Genomic DNA, 18,641 nt, shown 5'->3' on the forward strand with positions numbered 1-18,641 from the left:
ATATCGCCAGACGGCGTCCATTTCCCAGTTAATCTGACGGAAGATAACCGTGAGAGCGTCTGAGACTGTCGTCATTCGGCGGCAAAACAAGGCAACCTCGGAGCGAGACCGCGGCTGGTCGAACGCCATCGGGAAGCCGATCTCGCCGTTGAGTTCTCGCAACAACGAGGCGTGTCGCGCTTCGACGCTGTGGATGCTGAGTGCCGGCGCCACGAGATCGACGTTCTCGATAGAGGGCGCTGCACCGGCGTAGGCGGAAACGCCGATATCCTCGAGCATCGCACCCGTCGCGATGAACTCGTCGGGTTGCTGGACTGCCGTCCCGAAGTCGAACTGCGGGCTCGCGACCGGTTCGCCGCCGAGCATCTCGACCGTCTGACCGAGTACCGCTGCGTGCGTAATTTCGTGGTCCCGAACGGTCCGTAGTCGCTGGAGAACGCGATCCTCCATCACGCCCAGCTCCGCGACTTGCTGTCGGAGGGCCGCCTCGTCGATGTTCTGGAGCCCCTCCCTGTAGAACTCGGCCTCGAGGAACTCGAGCGTTCGAGCGAAGTTGAGGATCTCGATGTCGTTTTCGAACTCGTCGGGCACTGCTTCGGGTGGTTCGTCGCCCATCCGTTCCTCGTCGTTCGGCGCTCCCTTGTGCTCGTCTTTGTGGTCACCAGCTGAAGCCATCGGTGCGACACCGGTTGCACCCGCACCGAGGATCGCGGACGCCGCGAGAACGCGTCGACGTGACGTGGTTTCGGGTACTGCACTGTCCAGATGTTGCTCGACTGTCGGGGTTTTCCCAGGTTCGTGGTCAGTCATTTTGTGTAATTATAATCTACCAAGGACCGAACCACTGCAGTAGCCGGTCCACGACAGGCGTATCTACCAGAACCGCACATATATAATAAACACAGTAAATCTATGAATTTGTTCACCAAGAACACGTTATGGTAGTTTAATGTGGGATTTGGATGGGGAAGAGCGATACCCTATACTATTTCTGTTGATTATGTCCCAGCGGACAACAGTTCGGACACACTCGATCACGTCTCGACGCTCGTTGCGTCCCGCGATGGGGTCTCGAGTTCTTCTCTCCCGCCGTAGGCCCCAACTACGATGGCTCGCATGGTCGACCGTCGGTCGTCCGTTCGGATAACTCTCGAGGGAGCGACACGTCGTCGGCCATCGCGATTCATCTCGCTGCCGAGCGGGTCACGGTTTTCGCGTGCAACATTTGCCCTTCGTATGGTTTAAGACCGCGCTGGCTGACTGTCGATACAATGAGTTCGGAGAGTCAGGAACTCGGGATCACCGAGTCGAAATCGCACAAGCCCGGCGAGTGGTACGCCGAAGTCGTCCAGAAAGCCGGCCTCGCGGACTACGCCCCTATGGGCGGGTTCATCGTCACGAAACCGCGCGGCTACGCCCTCTGGGAACGCATTCAGGACGCACTCGACGGCTGGTTCAAGGAGACCGGCGTCGACAACGTCTACTTCCCGATGTTCATCCCCGAGAGCTTCCTCGAGCGCGAGAAAGACATCGTCGAAGGCTTCGATCCCGAGGTCGCGTGGGTGACCCAAGGGGGCCACGACGAACTCGAGGAGCGCCTCGCCGTTCGACCGACCAGCGAGTCGATCATCGCGCCGTTTATGGCCGACTGGACGCGCAGCCACCGCGATCTGCCGCTGCGACTCAACCAGTGGTGCTCGGTCGTCCGCTGGGAGGCCACGGAGACCAAGCCGTTCTTCCGGACGAAGGAGTTCATGTGGCAGGAGGGCCACACGGCTCACGCCGACAGCGAGGGTGCCTGGGAGGAGGTCTGGACTCGGCTCTCGCAGTACGAACGCGTCTACGAGGACGTGCTTGCGATTCCAGTGCTTCGCGGAAAAAAGCCAGAACACGACAAGTTCCCCGGCGCGGATACGACCACGACCGTCGAGGCGCTGATGCCCGACGGCAAATCGGTCCAGGGCGGCACCAGCCACCACCTCGGCCAGAGCTTCGCCGACGCGTTCGACATCACTTACGTCGACGAAGACGAGGACGAACGAACCGCCTACACCACCTCGTGGGGGCTCTCCTGGCGTGCACTCGGCGCGCTCATCATGACTCATTCCGACGACCAGGGGCTCGTGCTCCCACCGACCATCGCACCCACCCAGGTCGTCATCGTCCCGATCTGGCAGGAAGACACCAAAGACGACGTCCTCGAGTACTCCCAGGACATCGCCGACGATCTCGAGGACGCCGGCTTCCGCGTCGAACTCGACGACCGCGACGAGCGCAATCCCGGCTTCAAGTTCAACGAACACGAACTCAACGGCGTCCCGCTACGGCTGGAGATCGGCCCCTACGAGGTCGAAGACGAGGAAATCACGCTCGTCCACCGACCCGACAACGAAGAGTCCGTCGCCGACCGCGACGGCATCGTCGACAGCGTCGACGACCACCTCGAGACGATCTTCGAGAAACTCTACGACACGGCCGAGGAGCACCTCGAGAACAACATCCGAGAAGCCGACAGTCCCGAGGAGATCATGGGAACGATCGGCAAGCACGGCGGCTACGTCAAGGTGCCGTGGTGTGGCGACGAGGCCTGCGAGGAGGCGATCAAGGAGAAGGTCTCGGCCGAGATCGTGATGCAACCGCTCGAGGAACAGGGTGGAACGACCGCGGGCGTCCCGAAAGCGCCCGAAGACGACGACGCCGTCTGTGCGGTCTGTGGTGAGCCGGCGGATCAACTGGCGTACTTCGCGAAGTCGTACTGAGCCTGGCAACTCGATCGGTGCGGCCTCGTCTGGTCGCACGACGATCGGATCGCATCCACACCCGTCTGATGGCCCTTACGACGATTGGAAATCGGTCGAATATGGCGAATTCCGTTGTAGAGTGCCCACTGTCTGCTGTACAATGTAAGGATTAATGATGAATGGATCTGCATAGAACCTAACTGTTTAACCCAAGATTCCTTACCGGATGCCCGTGAATGGGCTCACGTGGTGTTCACTCTGCCGGGGTGAGCACTACGTGCCTCTGACATTCCGTTCTTCGCTATTCTGCGGATGACTCGCTCGAGTCGCCGGCATCGGCATCGTTGCTAGGCTCGGTCGTCTGGGTCGACCCGTCGATTTGTCCGGACTCGTCGGCCTGTTCGGCCTCGTCGATCGCGGCGTCGGCGAGGATCTGTTCGCCGTCGATCCCTTGCTCGTCGGCGATCGCCAGCAACAGCTCACGCTGTTCGGCGATCTGGTGGTCGAGTCGTTTGACGGTGTCGTGGGTGTCGTCCATCTCCTCCTCGAGGCCGATGATCCGTTGTTGGAGCTGCTGGACCTGCTTGTACATCGCCTCGGCGCGGTCGGAGAGTCCCTGAATCTTCTTTGCGGTGCTGCCAAGTCCCATACGTATTTGATGTGTCGGGCGGCTAATGGGCCTTTTCCTCCCCGGTCGGTACTGCGCTCTTCGTGTCACCGTGTCTCTCGGAAGGAGATATTTATCGCCGGTCGTGAACAAACGACTCGTAAGCTGTTTCAGTTGATATGCGAGCGCAGCGACGGCGTTACCGGCTGTCGGCGTTTGTGTTCGGTCTCGGCGTGGTACTCCTCGAGTTGATCGAGGATCGCCGGCTCGACGCCCGTCCGTTCGACGACGGTTTCGTGATCGATTCCTTCGTCGAATCGGAGCCGAAGAACGCGATCGACGGTTGTGGGCGCAATCTCGAAGTCGGCTATCGGCAACTGGCCGGGGTACAGCGGCGATCCGGATGTCTCGACGGTGAGTTCGTCCGGAATGCCGACAGTTCCTGCGAGTTCGCTCACTTCGGAGTGATAGAGATCGCCGAACAGCAGACAGTCGGCACCGGTCTCACCATGTTTCGTGACGCCCCCGAGCAGATACTGGGTTCGGTCGACGGTCCCGACGACGAGCGCGTTCGTCGTATTCGCTACGTAGTAGGCACACGTCATCCGCAAGCGCGAGAGCGCGTTGTTCGTCGCGACGACATCGTCGGCTGGGCCGCTCGAGTCGCCGACCGCCTCCTGAAACGCCGCCAGGACGGGCTGAAGTTGGAGCCGACAGTGTTCGATGCCGAGCGCGGACGCGACCGTTTCGGCCGTTCGCGAAATCGCCTCGTGGCTCAGAAACGCCGGCATCACGAGCCCGGTGACGCGTTCCGAACCGACGGCATCGACGGCGAACGTTGCCGCGAGGGCCGTTTCGACGCTGCCATCGAGCCCGACGACCAGCCGGTCCGCACCGGCGTCGTCCACCAACTCCTCGAGAAACGCTGGCCGTTGCTCGCGGAGCCGCGCCTGTGCCTCGTCGGTCGTCGCGAGTCCGTCTTCCCGCGGGAGCGACGCTGGCTCACTGGTGTGTGACACCGTCATCGCTGATCGGTCACCCGTTGTGGGAACCAAACCGTCATTCAGCTCATCATCCGCCGCTCGACAATATAATGGTTTGCAGTAAATTCCTTAGTCAGTTGCGTGCTAGTGGCCATAATTAGTAAAATATATATTTCTAAATTCGACTATTGGTGAACGATTAACTCTTATACTCTTCCGCTCCTTACTCGTAGTTGCCGGCTTCATCCACACCCCTGAAGGGTGGGTTTTCGCCTCGATACCGCTGTAAATCGCCAGGCGATCGATACGACTTCGGCTCGGAGGCGAAAAGTCCTTAAGTCGTTCCCCGCTAGGAGAATCTGGATAGGTCGGGCAGTTTGGCCCTGCTCGTTACCCGCGCTATGGTCATTAGCGGGGACCGAACACCGCGGGCGTCCGGTCAGACCGGCCGGGGCCCCGAGAGCCAACGTGGAAGCCTCGTCCGTCGGGGACAGCGGTCCACGGTGGTCGTCCGCAGGGACGTTCCATCGTGGTTAGCCGGCGACAGCCCATCAGGCGCGGAAGCGAGCAGTGGACCGTCGGACACCTGTCGCTCGACGGGTCGCGGGGTGGAGAAGGCAATCGGGATTCCCCCGTCCGGAACGCCAGGCAATCGCGGCCTCCATACTCATACTGCATACCAACTGACACTCGAGAGCAACCGCGTCGTGGTGCTCGAGACCGTAACACGGGTAGAGGACCGACGCGAGGGAAGCGTATAATCTCGCTTGCGTATGTCGATTCGCCAGTGTGACTGTTCTCTCATACGGTTTACTGTACGCCATTTCCGGCGCACCCGCGACCCGGGCGGCGGGTACGCCGGTACATCGGTACAGCAATCCGTATCAGCGCCGCGAGTGGGGCCCACGACGTGGTCTTCGTCACGCGGCGCTGGCTGTGTGCCCCCTCGTTTCGACGACCGATAGTAAGGCTTAGGCATCTTCTCACGATCATATGTGGCGATGGCTCCCCGTCGACTCGTACTCGCCGTTGGACTCGTCGTCCTCGTCGCCCTCCTCGGCGGGTGCGTCGCCCTCCCCACGACCGACGACACGCCCGATCCGGCCGATGTCTTCGAGGACACGTTCGTCCACAGCGACGACCTCGAGGACATCCACGGCGAACGGACGACGACCGTCACCCACGGCGACGAGAGCCGAACGGAGGTCGTCGCCGTCGCCGAACGTCCTTACGTCGAGTACCGCAGCGAAATACTCGAGTCCCCGGCCGAGGACCGCGTCGGTGCTGTCTACGTCTCGAACGCGACGGCGGCCTGGCAGTACCTGCCGGAATCGAACACTGCGACCGTCTACGAGGCCGCCGAGCCCTACGACAACGACGTCGTCGAGGCCGCCCGCGCCGACGAAGCCGACCGCCAGCGCGACCGCTACGACCTCGAGTACCGAGGCACTGAGACTGTCGCCGACCGCGAGGCCCACGTCCTCGCCGTCGAGGCAACGAACGAGTCAGTCGCAGACGGTATCTCCCTGCTCGTCGGTGACACGGAGTTCGTCTATGCCCTCGAGACGGTCGAGCCGTCCGACGATCTCGCGGTCACCGAACAGACGATCTGGATCGATACGGAGTACGCCTACCCGCTGAAAGAGACCGTCGTCGCGGAGGTCGACGGCGAAACCTACGAGTACTCCGAACGGTTCGAGGACATCACGTTCAACGACGGCCTCGACGACCAGACGTTCGCGTTCGAACCGCCCGAAAACGCGAGCGTCGAGGAATTCACGTAACGGCGACCGACCCGTTCCCGACGGTCGGCGCTGTGTCGTGGACCGAATCGATCGCGTGTTACTCGGCCGGTTGTCCGATGGTCCTCGACTCCTCGAGTGCGAGTCCGCCCTCGAGCGTGCGGACGGGGTACGGGATGTCGATGCCCTCCTCGTCGAAGCGCCGTTTGACGTCCGTGATGTACTCGCCTTTGATGCGGACGAAATCGGCTCGAGAGGGGTTCTCGATCCAGAATCGCGACTGGAGTCCGACATCGGAGTCGTTGAGTTCGGTCAGTCGAACCGACGGGCCGGGATCGTCCATGATGTCGGGGTTGTCTCGCGCTTCCTCGACGATAATGTCCGTCGCCTGCTGGATGTCGTCGCCGTAGCCGATCCCGAAGACGAACTTCAGCCGGAGTTTATCGCCGTCGACAGGGTTCTTGAGGACGTTGTCCGTCAACTGCGAGTTCGGGACCGTCAGCAGTTCGTTGTCGAACGTGCGCACGCGGGTCACGCGGAGACTGATGTCTTCGACGGTGCCCGCGTACGTGCCATCGTCCCACTCGATCCAGTCGCCGATCCGGAACGGCTTATCGGCGTAGATGAAGATGCCCGCGACGAAGTTCGAGATGACGTTCTGGAGTGCCAGGCCGACCGCCAGCGCGCCGGCCGCGGCGACGCCGGCCAGCGAGACGAGGAAGTTCTCGAGACCCGCCGCGCCGAACGCGACGGCAACCGCGACGAAGAACACGCCGAATTTCGTCAGCATCAACAGCGGGTTGCGAGCGTGTTCGTCCAGTCCCCGCCGATCGAACGCGCGGTTGATCAGCGGGAGGACGACCACTCGGCCGAGCAACCACACCACGACGAAGCCGACGACGAACCAGATCAGCGCCTCGACGGCGGCCGCCGCCGATCCGAACCCTATCTCCTCAAGCAGCGTCTCGAGGAATCCGCTATCGGCCTCCAGCGCCGGTAACCTGCCAGTCATCGATACAGAACTGCCGTGTGGCCGCGCGTATCGACGAGCTCAGCGTCGACGCGCTCGGCCAGGTCGGCGGCCTTTTCGTCGGTCGAACTGCCTGCTCGAGCGGCCCGGAGAAACTTCACCTTGACCAGATCGTCGTTCGAGAGCTGATCGTCGAGTTCGTCGACGACCGATTCGATGCCGTTCTTGCCGACCCAGACGGTGACGTCGAGGTCGTGAGCTCGCCGCTTTCGCTCTTGTTGATCCATATCCCCGAGTAATGAACCCGATCCGTTTGAATCTTCGCGAAACGGATCGTCCGGATTCGTGATCGTCGGTCGACACCACGCACGGATCACATCGTCTCCAGTTGTCGTGGGCGATCGTCTCCGGGTTACTCGTCGTACGGATACCGCGCGTGAGCGCCACAGTCACACGAGATGACGACGTGGCCGTTCTGCAAGCGCACCCGCGCGTTGTCACCCGGTCGAAGATAGGCATCGCAGCGGTCACAGGTAAAACGCTCGAACGACCGCGGGAACTCCAGTCGGTTTCGCTCCGCGATACGGCGGGCGAGCTGGACGTAGTACTTTGCACGCTCGTCGTCGCCGTCGATAGTTGCCGCTCGAGCGAGTTCCTCGAGCCGGTCGATCCGTTCGGCGGCGACATCCATGGCCGGTTGTTTCGTCGGTTCACGTATTGATGTTTCGTCCGGGGCTCGGGCGAGCCGTCGGTATCTTTGGTCACGACGCCGAAACCACACGGTGGGCCGGGGATACGAGCGCAATACTGTTATAGCGCGACCGGTGAACTCAGATACCGAACGACAATGTGCGGTGCCCTCCCCCGCGACGACCAGAAAACTGGATATAGCCGTCGTGCGATGTTGGCCGCAACCGGACTCGCAGTCGCGACCAGCGGCTGCATTCGCCGGGTGCGAAGCGTCGTCAACCGCGAGGAGATCGACCAGTTCTCGCTGACGATCACGACGCTGCCAGCCGACGGCGACAGGGAAAGCATCTTGCTCGCTCGAGCGATCCGAACGGCACTCGAGGCCGCCGGAATGGCCGTCGATATCCGGATGCTCCCCGAGGACGAGTTTCTCCGGACGGTACTGGTCAACCACGACTTCGATATCTACGTCGGTCGCCATCCGGGTGGCCTCGATCCGGATTTTCTCTACGAAACTCTTCACTCCCGGTACGTCGACGAGGGCGGCTGGCAGAATCCCTTCGGATTCGCGAACCTGACCGTCGACGATCGGCTCGAGGCCCAACGCGACGCCGACGAGGACCGGGAATCGGCGGTTGCAGCGACGCTCGATGCGATCGCGACCGAACAGCCGTTCGTGCCGATCTGCGTGCCGGCGGAGTATCGCCTGGTTCGGACGGACCGCTTCGAGGGCTGGACCGACGCGCATCCGGCGACCCGACAGAGCTATCTCGGCCTCGAGGCGGCCTCGGAGGACGCGACGCTGCGAACGGCACACACGGACCCGCGGCCGTCGAAGAACCTGAATCCCCTCGCCGTCGAGTACCGCAACCAGGGGACGATCGTCGATTTAGTGTACGACTCGCTCGCAACGTTCGACACCGGCGCGGTTTCGCCTTGGCTCGCGACGGACTGGACGTGGGACGACGGGACGATGACGGTCGACCTACACGAGCAGTGTCAGTTCCACGACGGCGAAGCCGTGACGGCCGAGGATGTCGCCTTCACCTACCGGCTACTCGCCGATACGACGCTTGGAAGCCGGGAGTTTACGGCACCAGCGCCTCGATACCGCGGCGAAGCCGGTGTCGTCGACGAGGTGACCGCCCACGACGAGTCCAGCCTCGAGCTCTCGGTCGACGCGGCCGAAGCCGTCGCCGAGCGGGCGCTGCTGGTACCGATCCTTCCGGCCCACATCTGGCGGGACCGGGCGGTGACGGCGTCGCTGCCGGGCTATGCGGTCGACGAGGGGACCACCGAAGCGATCGTGACCGACAACGTCCCCCCGGTCGGGAGCGGCCCCTATCAGTTCGGCGAGCGCGTCGAGCGCGAACACCTCACGCTCGAGCGTTTCGACGAGCATTTTACGCGACGAGACGATGTCTCGCTTCCCGAGCAGACCGCCGGATCGATCCGATTTCAGATCGACCCACGTAGTACGTCCGCGATCGAACTCGTCGAGACCGACGCCGCCGATCTCACCAGTTTACCCCTCGAGAGCTACGTCGTCGACGATATCCTCGACGCCCGAGACGAGGTCGACGGCGCTGATCCCTTGCCCGACGATGTCGACGTCCTCGGGTCGCCCTCCTGGACGTTCTATCATCTGGGGTTCAACACGCGCCAGGCACCGTTTGGCAATCCGAACCTGCGCCGGCTCGTGGCCCGACTGCTCGATAAAGCGTGGCTGGTCGAGGACGTCTTCGACGGTCACGCCCGCCCGATCGCCGCGCCGGTAGCTCAGGAGTGGACGCCAGCGGCTCTCGAGTGGGATGGCGAGGACCCGGTGACCCCGTTTCTGGGGACCGACGGCGAGGTCGATCGCGAGGCGGCAACAGCCGCGTTCGAGGATGCAGGGTTTCGATACGCTGACGACGGAACGCTGCGGGTGAGACGCTGATGCTCGTTCGTGTGCTCACCCAGATCGCCGTCGTCGTCACGCTGCTGGTCCTGGTCGGCGTCGCGCTGTTCGTTGGCCGATACCGGTTCCGGGACACCCGCCTCGAGTGGCGCGACCGCGTTCGAAAGGTAGCGCCGATTACCGCGGTACTTGCTGCGGTCTTGCTGTTCAACAGCGTCGCCAGGCAGATCGTGCCCGACCTCTCCCTGCTGGTCGGCTGGAACGTCACCTGGCCGATCTACGACCTCGAGGGACAGTTTATCCTGTGGCTGCAAGATCAGGCGACACCAGTAGCGACGGCGTACTTCTCCTTCATCTATATCTACGGCTACATCTTCTTGCTCGTCTTTCCCGTCGTCGCGTATTTCGCGCTCTCGAATACGCGGCCGCTCCGGGAGCTGTTGGCCGCGTACACGCTCAACTACACGCTCGGATTGGGGCTGTACGTGCTGGCTTTGGCCTACGGCCCGCGGAACATGATGCCCGAGCTGGTCGAGGCGCTGCTGTACGACACCTATCCGCAGTATCAACACCTGACCCGGCAGGTCAACCGCAACACGAACGTCTTTCCGTCGCTACACACTTCGCTCGCGGCGACGGTCACCTTTTTGGCCTACCGCACGCGGTCGGTCTATCCAGGGTGGGCGGTTATCGCGGTCGTCCTCGGCGTCTCGGTCGCCATCTCGACGATGTATCTCGGTATTCACTGGATGATCGACGTCGTCGCGGGAATCGGCCTCGCCTACGTCAGCGTCGCGCTGGCAGGTCACCTCGTCGGCCGCTGGTCGCTATCGGCGTCGCTGAGCGAACGAGATCTGTCGCCGCGGCGCCTCCTCGAGCGCTAGCGCCGGTCTCGGGGGACTTACAGCTCCTCGAGCGATCGAAGCTTCTGCTCGATGGCGGGAGGTGCAGCGCTCGGGCCGTCCCGAACCCGGTGGTCGGGGATCAAAATGGGGGCCGGATTCGCCTCGAGTGCCGTCCGCACGAGGATAACGTCGTCCTCGTCGTCGGGATCGAGTACCGGCGTCATCCTGGCGAGGGTCTGGGCGTCGACCTGGTCGCCGTAGGGGATCGCCTGGATCTGCTCTAACACGGCCCGCTGGTCGGTCGGGATCGTCAACGCGACCGTGATGTCGTCGAAGGTTACCGCCTCGAGGCCGTCGAGGTACTCGAAGATCCGATCGAGAACCGGGTGGTCGGTCCCGGCGTCGTCCGCCGGTGTGTCAGGAAACGAGACGCGCAGCACGCGGCCGCTGGCGACCCCCAACTGAACGTATCGATCGAGATATGCCGACTTCCGCGCGTAGATTCCAGCGTCGCTCACGTCCTCCATGTGACGTGGGTAGGGGACGGGGACTTGAATATCCTGTCGGCTGCCGGCGCGATATCACTCGAGACGGCGTCGATCGCCCGTCCCCTGGGTGAGTGCGCTCGCGAGTGCGCCCTCGACGACGACGTCGTCGCCGAGATCGGTCACCCGGATTTCGGGGACGTTCGTCATCACCATCTCGGCGACGCGCTCGCGAATCGGATCGACGACGAGGTCCTCGTTGTGGAGGGACACGGCGCCACCGAAGGAGACGACGATCGGCGCGAACGCGTGGATCACGTTCGTGACACCGATCGCGTTCCAGTGGGCGAGCTGGTCGATGACGTAGTCGGCTAACTCGTCTTCGCCCGCGAGGTCGAACACGTCTTTCGCGGTGAAATCGGGCTCCTCGAGCGGGAGGCTAGTCGATATCGTCGGATCGTCTTCGGCGAGCAGCCTGGTGTAGTCGGGGATTCCGTTGCCCGAACAGTAGGCTTCCCAGTGACCGTCCCGACCGCAGCCACAGGTCAGTCGGCCCTGGGGGTCGACGACGTAGTGGCCGACTTCGCCGGCGTTGCCGTCCCAGCCGGCCAGGATCTCGCCGTCGCTGCAGACGCCGGCACCGATGCCCGAGGAGATCGTCACGTAGACCATGTCGTCGGGGTTGCGGTCCGCGTGAAATCGCTCGCCGATGACGCCGGCGTTCGTATCGTTGTGGAGATAGACCTCCTCGCTGTCGACCAGTTTCGATATTGGGCCGGTCAGCGGGATGCGATCGATCGAATCGGGCAGGTTCGCGGGATCGATCACGGCGCCTTCGGCCAGATCGAACGGGCCGATCGAACCGATGCCCGCAGCCACGATCGATTCGGGTGTGACGCCGGCATCAGCACAGGCCTCGCGCAGCGTCTCGAGGACGCCCTCCGTCACGTCGATTCCCGTCGGTCCGCGTGGCGTTCCGTTTCGACCCGTGCCGATCGTCGTCCCGCCGTCGTCGGCGACGACCGCCCGAACGTTCGTCGCACCGAGATCGACGCCCGCGTAATAACCCATCTTGTTCGAACGACATCCCCGACGCTACTTAACATATTGTACTCGGACTCGAGTTACGAATCCGATCACCGTCCAGGAGGCGTCGTCGGGTGATCGGTCATTTCATGGACTCGGGCGGTCGTCGGTTGGCGACGGCTGGATCACGACGACCGCCTCGCCGTCGATAACGGTCGTTTCGTCCTCGTTTCTGACCGTGGTCTGGAGGCGATACCGATCGCCGCCGAGCTCCTCGACGATTTCGCAGTCGGCGGTGACGACGTCGCCGATTTCGACCGGCGCGTGGAACTCGAGATCCTGGGAGAGATAGACCGTCAAGCCGGGAAATCGTGCGAGGGCGGCGCTGATCGTGCCGGCGACGAGCGTGCCGTGTGCGATCCGGCCGTCGAACTGGGTGTCGGCGGCGAACGCCGGCTCGAGGTGGAGACGGTTCGTGTCGCCAGAGATCTGTGCGAACGCGGCGACGTCGGTATCGGTGATCGGTTTGGTAAAGTGAACATAATCGCCGACCCCGAGGTCGTCGTTCGCGTCGGTCGATCGCTTGAGGAGCCAGGTCTCGTCGCCGAAGGCGACTTCGGCGACCGCCGGGTCAGTTCCGGTCGTCGACTCGAGGGTTATCTGGTCGGTGACGGACCGATCGTCGTCGCGGACACAGATCGAGCCCTCGCCATCAGTTGTCGACTCGTCGCCGTGAGACGGCGTCTCGTCGCTGCTGGCTGTCGAGAGACCCATCGCGGCGAGCACGGCGTTGTTCGCTTCGCGGTAGCTGTTGAGCGCGTGTTTCGAAACGGTGGACCAGCCCGTCGGGGACGATACAGCGGCCTCGGAGTCCGAGCGATTACTACTCATGAATTGGAACGTTCGCAGTCGCTGCTGTAAGAAGGGTACGTATCCAGCTGCTTGGGTGCGTCGCCAACGTGTGTTGGCACCTCTTCGAAACCAGATCGGGACGAGCGCTCGTAAACTCAGCCGGCCGGTTCCGCCTCGAGCTGCGAGAGAAACGCACGGGTCGCCTCGTTGAACGCCTGCGGTCGATCCTGATTGACGAGGTGGCCGGACTGGTCGAAGATGAAGTGACGGCCGTCGGCGACGGCGGTCGCGATCCGTGCGCCTTGCTGTTTGACCAGCGGGGCCTCCTGCTCGCCGTGGATGACGAGCGTCGGCGTGTCGACGCCGGTCAACGCCGGCGGCTCGAACCGATAGAGTGCGCCGAAAATCTTGCGAAACTCCGACCGGGAGACGTCGCCGACGGCGTCCATCGCCGCCGTACGCACGTCGGGATCGACCGATAGCCAGCGCTCGCCCGTCGTCGCCCGAATCGAGTACAGCATCGATCGGAACGTCGCCTGTGGCCCCGTCAGCGAGAGGGTCGTCGCCAGCGCCGGCATCGGCGAGACGAACGGCTTGACGCCCGCCGGGAGCTCGACCGGCGGCATCGAACGCACCGCACCGCCCAGAATCGCACCCGTCGCGGCCGCCGGATGTCGATGGAGGTACTGCTGGACGATCATCGATCCCAGCGAGAGCCCACAGAGGATCGGCTGCTCGATCTCGAGGTGGGCCAGCAACGCCTCGAGGTCGTCGGTAAAGAGGTCGATCGAGTACCGATCCCGATCGGTCGCGCCGGTCTGTCCGTGCCCACGAACGTCGAGGGTCACGACCCGGTGGTCGTCGGCGAAGTGCTCGATCTGGGGCTGCCAGGCCTGTCCGTTCATCCAGCCGCCGTGGACGAACACCAGTGGCGGCCCCTCGCCGCTCGTCTCGTACCATATCGTCCCGTCCTCGAGCTCGAGTGCTGCCATCGTCCGTTGTGGGACCTCGACGTATATAGCGTAGTTGGTTGCACGGGAGGTAACAGCCGGCTGTCATCCACCTCCGTCGACGTGCACTCGAGGTAACTCATACGATCATTCACTGCATAGCGCGGGAAAGCTGGTGGGCAGTGCGATACGAAGGTTCAATTCTACCGCCATATTGTCCAGAAGGATGACTGTCGGTACTACTGATAAAATATATATGTGCTATCTTCGACACGCTCTGGTATGCAGTCTACTCGTCGGCCACCCTCCAACTCCTTTCGACCGGCCTCGCATGTGGAGTAGCAGGCTGTGGCGCGCTGACGACGAATCCAACCAATACCGTTGTGATGGAAAACCGCCACGACACACGGCGGTTTGTATCGGTAGCAGTGACGACAATCCCGGAGGGTGAGAGCGGCTATACGATATACTTCGACGAGTCAGCGTGGCTCGGTGCTGACGAGGAACGCACGTACGAGGATGCGATGAGCTACGGAGACGCGGGACCCGACGTCCTGGCTCTCGTTGCGCTCGAGGACGAAACGACGACGCGATCGGAATTCAGCCTCGGCCCAGGCCTCCACGAGTTACGGGTCGTCGTCACTGACGAGGACCAACCCGAGATCCAGGCACACCCATCTTGAGCTGCCACCCGTTTACGGCGGATGGCACGCCACCGACGCATTCAAGTTCGGTTGTTCGAACGAACCCATAATGAACGGATTCGTCCTCGGCGGCGTCAGCTCGAGCGTCGGCAAGACCGTCGCGACGCTGTCGATCACGCAGGCGCTTTCGGACGCCGGCTACGAGGTCCAGCCGGCTAAGGCCGGCCCGGATTTCATCGATCCGAGTCACCACGAGGCGATCGCGGGCCGCCCCTCGCGGACGCTGGATCTGTGGCTCGAGGGGACCGACGGGCTGCGACGGAATTACCGTCGCGGCGACGGCGACATCTGCGTCGTCGAGGGCGTCATGGGCCTGTACGACGGCGACGCCTCGAGCACGGCGATGGTCGCCGACGCGCTCGAGTTGCCCGTGGTCCTCGTCGTCAGCGCCAAGGCGGGGATGGAAAGCGTCGCGGCCACGGCACTCGGGTTTCAGCAGTACGCCGAGACGCTCGAACGCGATATCGAGGTCGCCGGCATCGTCGCCCAGCGAGCCCACGGCGGTCGCCACGAACAGGGGATCGTCGACGCGTTACCCGACGATCTCGAGTACTTCGGCCGAATTCCGCCGAACGACGACCTCGAGATTCCCGACCGCCACCTCGGCCTCGAGATGGGCGGCGAGGCGGCGCTACCGACCGACGCGCTTCGGGCGGCAGCCGAGTCGCTCGAGACCGAGCGGTTGGTCGAGGTCGCATCCGAGGCAGCCGAGCCAACGTCGGCGCTCGAGACCGACGCGACAGCAGCCGGGGAACCGACGATCGCCATCGCCGACGACGAGGCCTTCTGCTTTCGCTATCCGGCGACTATCGAGCGATGTCGCGAGTACGGAACGCTCCGTACGTTCTCTCCGGTCGCTGGCGACCCCGTCCCCGACTGCGACGGCGTCTACCTCCCCGGCGGCTACCCCGAACTCCACGCCGACGCGCTCGCGTCGGCCGGCACCCTCGCCGAGTTGGGCGACCGCGCGAGCGAGGGTTTGCCGGTCCTGGGCGAGTGTGGCGGCCTGATGGCGCTGAGCCAGTCGCTTTCGACCGTCGAGGGCGACCGCCACGAGATGGCCGGCGTGCTCCCGGCCGACGTGACCATGCACGACCGCTACCAGGCGCTCGACCACGTCGAACTCGAAGCGGTAGACGACACGCTCACCGCGGCCGCCGGCCAGTCGATCCGTGGCCACGAGTTTCACTACTCGAGTGCATCGGTCGACGGCGACGCCCGGTTCGCCTTCGAGACCACCCGCGGTGACGGCATCGACGGCGACCACGACGGTCTCACCGAGTACAACTCGCTCGGTACCTACGTCCACGTCCACCCCGAAAGCGGCGCGTTCGATCGATTCCTCACCGAGATGATTCGGTAACGCCGTTTCTGTTGAATTCTGTTGAACAGATTTACCGTTTGTGTAGAGCTAATAGGCTGGGCAAATATTGCCACGGTAGATCATGCCAATTGAGTACAGTAACCGTGAGAAGTCTTACGAGCTGTATCGGAAAGGGAAACGAGAGGGGACGTGGGATCCCGACGACTACGATCTCGAGGGCGACAAGGAAGACTGGGCGGCGTTTAGCGAGGACGAACAGGAACAGTTCCTCCTGACGTGTGCGGGATTCTACGACGGCGAGGAGGACGTAACGCGAACGCTCGCGCCGTACATGATGGCCCTGGACGCGCTCGACAACGACGAGATGCCGTTCGACACCGTCCAGGAGGAGATATATCTCGCCCAGCAGGTCTACGAGGAGGCCAAACACACCGACCTCTTCAGTCGGTACTTCGAGGAGGTCTTCGAGACCCAGGATACCGAGCCGCTCCGGGAAGGCGGCTACCAGGATGAGGGCTACAGCACGGACAACCTCTACGACACCGCCGACGAGTTGCTCGCGGCGATCAACAGCGGCGACCAGCAGGAGCTCGTCTACGCGCTCGGGGAGGCGTACCTGAACTACATGGGGATCGTCGAGGCCCAACTCGCCCGTAGCGGCTACCTCTCGTTCGACCAGATGATCGAGCTGAAAGCCGACGAGATGGGCCGCGACGTGGTCCTCGAGTCGTTCCAGGAAGCGATCGGGCGGGTCCGCCAGGACGAGACGCGCCACATCGAAAACGGTCGCTGGGTGCTGTCGAAACTCGCGGAGGCCGAGCCAGACATCGTCACCGACGTCTACGAACCCCGTATCGACGAGTACGTCCAGAATCGAATCGTCGGTGCCCAGCGCCGGGAGATGCCCTTCGAGGGATACGACGCTCGCAAGATCGGTAAGCAGTCGATCCAGTACCTCCAGGATACGATCGATTACATCGGCGCCGATCGGTTCGACGAGTACAGCGACGTTCAACGGGCGGTGCAGGCCCAGCGCGCTGCGGATTGATCGACGGAGTACGTGCGATTTCACCGTCGTCCTCGAATAGTTTTTGTAGGATCCCTATCACACTCGAGACGTGCTGGCGCTCCGACAGCTCTCCCGGTCGGTGGTCGCGACCGATCGGCTCCTGGCCGTAGCGATCGTCGTAACGCTGCTGGAAGGGCTCGTTCGCCTCGGGCTCGCCCTCGCGCTCGAGCCCTATTTCGGCGATATCTGGCTCTCGATCGCCGTCGTCGCCTGGCCGCCGGTCGTCGCGGTTATCGGGCTCACGGCGATCGTTTCGACGACTCGAACGGGAGACGACGATCGACCTCGAGAGTGGGGCGAGCACGTCGCCGCGTTCGCCCGGAAGCTTCCCGCACTCACGGCGATAGCGACCGTCGGCCACTGGGTGACTGTCGTCGTCGGAGCAGCGGTCTTTCTGGTGATCGATACCCCGCTTCGGTACACCCTCTACTGGCTCGGCTACGACGGGTTGTTCACGTTTCACGTGGCCGTTTACGGCACGTTCGTCGGCATCGCCGTCGGGACGCTCCTCACGTGGGTCGTTCCCGGGATTGCGGTGGTCAGGGTCGGTGGCGGTGAGCGCGCTCGCACTGCAGCCGTTGCAGCGATCACGGCGCCGGTAGCGCGGCCGCGATCGGTCGCGACCCTCATAGGGGCCACGCTCGCGTTCGTGGGACTGGCCGCCGGCGTGACGCTGGCCGTCGCTCGAGCCGTCCGCTGGATCGACGCGGCGGGACTCGCGGACGGACCCGTCCTCGCCGTTTCGCTGGCCGTGGGCGGACTGGTTCTCGTCTTCGCTGGCGGCTACTGGCTCGCGTGGACGATCGTGTTCGTCGGCGATCGGTTCGGGACGCGGGCGTCGAAATCGTCGAACGGCACGAAAGACGCGAGGTGGGCGCATGGAGGCGACCACGGCCGACGATCGGTTCCGGTCGCCCGTCTCGCGCTCGCCTGCCTGCTCGTCACCGCCCTCGTCGGAACTGCCGGCGCGGTCAGAACGAACGAGATTCGGCCGGTGGATAGCTCGCCGGAGCCGTTACCGGACGATCCCGACGAGTTGTACGCGACCGCCCTCGAGAACACGGATCGGACGAGCCACGAGTTCCGGTGGTACCAGCCCGCGGAGAACGGCGACGAGCTGGCCTACGAGTTCGAACTCGACAGGGAGGATCGTCGGCTGTGGGTGTCGCTGGAGGGTCTCGATCAGTACTACACGACGGGGGTATTCTACAACGGCCATCGGGCCCCGCTTCCGGGATACGTACTGATGACGGAGGAAGGGATTCCACGGCTCGGGGAACCGTCACGAGACGCCGAGGGGTGGACCGTCGCCAGCGAGGACGACGGGGAGCTCACGCTCGAGATGACCGACCCACACGCCGTCTACAATGCACAGACCGGACAGGACCTCGAGGACCTCGTCGACGACCCCGAGGTCCACGAGTCTCGGCTTCGGATGACCGTCGACACCGACACCGGGACGCTCGCTGGCGGCGAGTACCGACTGCACGTCAGCGAATCAGACGGGGTCTCCGACGAGAGCGATTTCGAGGACGTCGGCGATGACGACCGAACTGCCGACGGCCCCGACGCCACAGCGACTCCCGACGACGGAGACGACGCCTACGACGTTTACCACGTCTACGAGTACGAAACGGGTAGCGAGGTCGACCGGCCTGACGAACTCGGATCCGCGGGGGTCGGCGAGTGGTTCTGGCGCCTGTTCGTCTACTAGCGGCGCGGCCGTCTGCGCCGTCTCCGCCCGAAATACACA

17 protein-coding genes, 1 other RNA gene and 1 pseudogene are annotated in these 18,641 nt (G+C 63.5%); 9 read left to right on the forward strand and 10 right to left on the reverse strand.

Translation table 11 applies throughout. The features are described from left to right. Positions 1–93 precede the first annotated feature (93 nt). Positions 94–675 (reverse strand): annotated as a pseudogene (locus tag D8Y22_RS03565) (ferritin-like domain-containing protein); the annotation flags it as partial. A gap of 596 nt (positions 676–1,271) precedes the next feature. Between D8Y22_RS03565 and proS the strand changes: the two are divergent. Then, entirely contained in the window at positions 1,272–2,759 is a 1,488-nt protein-coding gene (proS, locus tag D8Y22_RS03570; protein ID WP_141463351.1) for a proline--tRNA ligase, read from the forward strand. 283 nt (positions 2,760–3,042) lie between these two features. Here proS and D8Y22_RS03575 read toward each other — a convergent pair whose 3' ends face one another. Then, positions 3,043–3,390: a DUF5798 family protein gene (locus D8Y22_RS03575; RefSeq protein ID WP_141463352.1), complete on the reverse strand. Its 348-nt coding sequence runs from the start codon at positions 3,388–3,390 to the stop codon at positions 3,043–3,045. 128 nt (positions 3,391–3,518) lie between these two features. Beyond that, positions 3,519–4,373 (reverse strand): NAD(+) synthase, encoded by an 855-nt coding sequence (gene nadE, locus D8Y22_RS03580; protein WP_141463353.1) that lies wholly within the window; start codon positions 4,371–4,373, stop codon positions 3,519–3,521. A gap of 314 nt (positions 4,374–4,687) precedes the next feature. On the opposite strand from nadE, the gene ffs reads away from it, so the two are divergent. Together ffs and D8Y22_RS03590 are read left to right on the forward strand one after the other, a co-directional pair. Beyond that, positions 4,688–4,999, forward strand: an RNA gene (gene ffs / locus D8Y22_RS03585) — signal recognition particle sRNA. A gap of 333 nt (positions 5,000–5,332) precedes the next feature. Further along, a complete protein-coding gene (locus D8Y22_RS03590; RefSeq protein WP_141463354.1) occupies positions 5,333–6,115 on the forward strand; it encodes a LolA family protein in 783 nt (260 codons plus the stop codon). A gap of 58 nt (positions 6,116–6,173) precedes the next feature. On the opposite strand, the gene D8Y22_RS03595 is transcribed toward D8Y22_RS03590, so the two are convergent. The 3 genes from D8Y22_RS03595 to D8Y22_RS03605 all read right to left on the reverse strand — a co-directional run bounded on the left by D8Y22_RS03595 (position 6,174) and on the right by D8Y22_RS03605 (position 7,734). Beyond that, positions 6,174–7,085 carry a mechanosensitive ion channel family protein gene (locus tag D8Y22_RS03595; protein WP_141463355.1) on the reverse strand — a complete coding sequence of 304 codons (912 nt, stop codon included), beginning with the start codon at positions 7,083–7,085 and terminating at the stop codon, positions 6,174–6,176. After that, a complete protein-coding gene (locus D8Y22_RS03600) occupies positions 7,082–7,330 on the reverse strand; it encodes a YhbY family RNA-binding protein (RefSeq protein WP_141463356.1) in 249 nt (82 codons plus the stop codon). Before D8Y22_RS03600 ends, D8Y22_RS03595 begins: the two co-directional genes overlap by 4 nt. A gap of 125 nt (positions 7,331–7,455) precedes the next feature. Then, complete coding sequence (locus D8Y22_RS03605) at positions 7,456–7,734, reverse strand: ribonuclease P protein component 4 (protein ID WP_141463357.1); 279 nt, start codon at positions 7,732–7,734, stop codon at positions 7,456–7,458. Positions 7,735–7,944: 210 nt separating this feature from the next. Here D8Y22_RS03605 and D8Y22_RS03610 point away from each other — a divergent pair, with 210 nt between their 5' ends. Further along, the gene (locus D8Y22_RS03610; protein WP_246084347.1) at positions 7,945–9,672 is read left to right on the forward strand and encodes an ABC transporter substrate-binding protein; all 1,728 of its coding nucleotides are present in this window, start codon (positions 7,945–7,947) and stop codon (positions 9,670–9,672) included. Next, the gene (locus tag D8Y22_RS03615; protein WP_141463359.1) at positions 9,672–10,517 is read left to right on the forward strand and encodes a phosphatase PAP2 family protein; all 846 of its coding nucleotides are present in this window, start codon (positions 9,672–9,674) and stop codon (positions 10,515–10,517) included. The genes D8Y22_RS03610 and D8Y22_RS03615 overlap by 1 nt, the downstream gene beginning before the upstream one ends. 17 nt (positions 10,518–10,534) lie before the next feature. Here the strand turns inward: D8Y22_RS03615 and D8Y22_RS03620 are convergent, their stop codons facing one another. From D8Y22_RS03620 to D8Y22_RS03635, 4 genes are all read right to left on the reverse strand, one after another. Beyond that, positions 10,535–11,005: an MGMT family protein gene (locus D8Y22_RS03620; RefSeq protein ID WP_141463360.1), complete on the reverse strand. Its 471-nt coding sequence runs from the start codon at positions 11,003–11,005 to the stop codon at positions 10,535–10,537. A 54-nt stretch (positions 11,006–11,059) separates the two neighbouring features. Further along, complete coding sequence (locus tag D8Y22_RS03625; protein ID WP_141463361.1) at positions 11,060–12,034, reverse strand: ROK family protein; 975 nt, start codon at positions 12,032–12,034, stop codon at positions 11,060–11,062. Positions 12,035–12,136: 102 nt separating this feature from the next. Continuing rightward, positions 12,137–12,880, reverse strand: a complete 744-nt coding sequence (locus D8Y22_RS03630; protein WP_141463362.1) for a MaoC family dehydratase — start codon at positions 12,878–12,880, stop codon at positions 12,137–12,139. Between the two features lie 116 nt (positions 12,881–12,996). Next, positions 12,997–13,833: an alpha/beta fold hydrolase gene (locus D8Y22_RS03635; protein ID WP_141463363.1), complete on the reverse strand. Its 837-nt coding sequence runs from the start codon at positions 13,831–13,833 to the stop codon at positions 12,997–12,999. Positions 13,834–14,219: 386 nt separating this feature from the next. Here D8Y22_RS03635 and D8Y22_RS03640 point away from each other — a divergent pair, with 386 nt between their 5' ends. From D8Y22_RS03640 to D8Y22_RS03655, 4 genes are all read left to right on the forward strand, one after another. After that, positions 14,220–14,474 (forward strand): hypothetical protein, encoded by a 255-nt coding sequence (locus D8Y22_RS03640; protein WP_141463364.1) that lies wholly within the window; start codon positions 14,220–14,222, stop codon positions 14,472–14,474. A gap of 70 nt (positions 14,475–14,544) precedes the next feature. Beyond that, positions 14,545–15,858, forward strand: a complete 1,314-nt coding sequence (locus tag D8Y22_RS03645) for a cobyrinic acid a,c-diamide synthase (RefSeq protein WP_141463365.1) — start codon at positions 14,545–14,547, stop codon at positions 15,856–15,858. Positions 15,859–15,940: 82 nt separating this feature from the next. Then, positions 15,941–16,867 carry a ferritin family protein gene (locus tag D8Y22_RS03650; RefSeq protein ID WP_141463366.1) on the forward strand — a complete coding sequence of 309 codons (927 nt, stop codon included), beginning with the start codon at positions 15,941–15,943 and terminating at the stop codon, positions 16,865–16,867. 70 nt (positions 16,868–16,937) lie between these two features. After that, positions 16,938–18,602, forward strand: a complete 1,665-nt coding sequence (locus D8Y22_RS03655; protein WP_141463367.1) for a hypothetical protein — start codon at positions 16,938–16,940, stop codon at positions 18,600–18,602. Positions 18,603–18,641 lie beyond the last annotated feature (39 nt).

This window comes from Salinadaptatus halalkaliphilus (assembly GCF_006543045.1).
GTDB lineage: Archaea > Halobacteriota > Halobacteria > Halobacteriales > Natrialbaceae > Salinadaptatus > Salinadaptatus halalkaliphilus.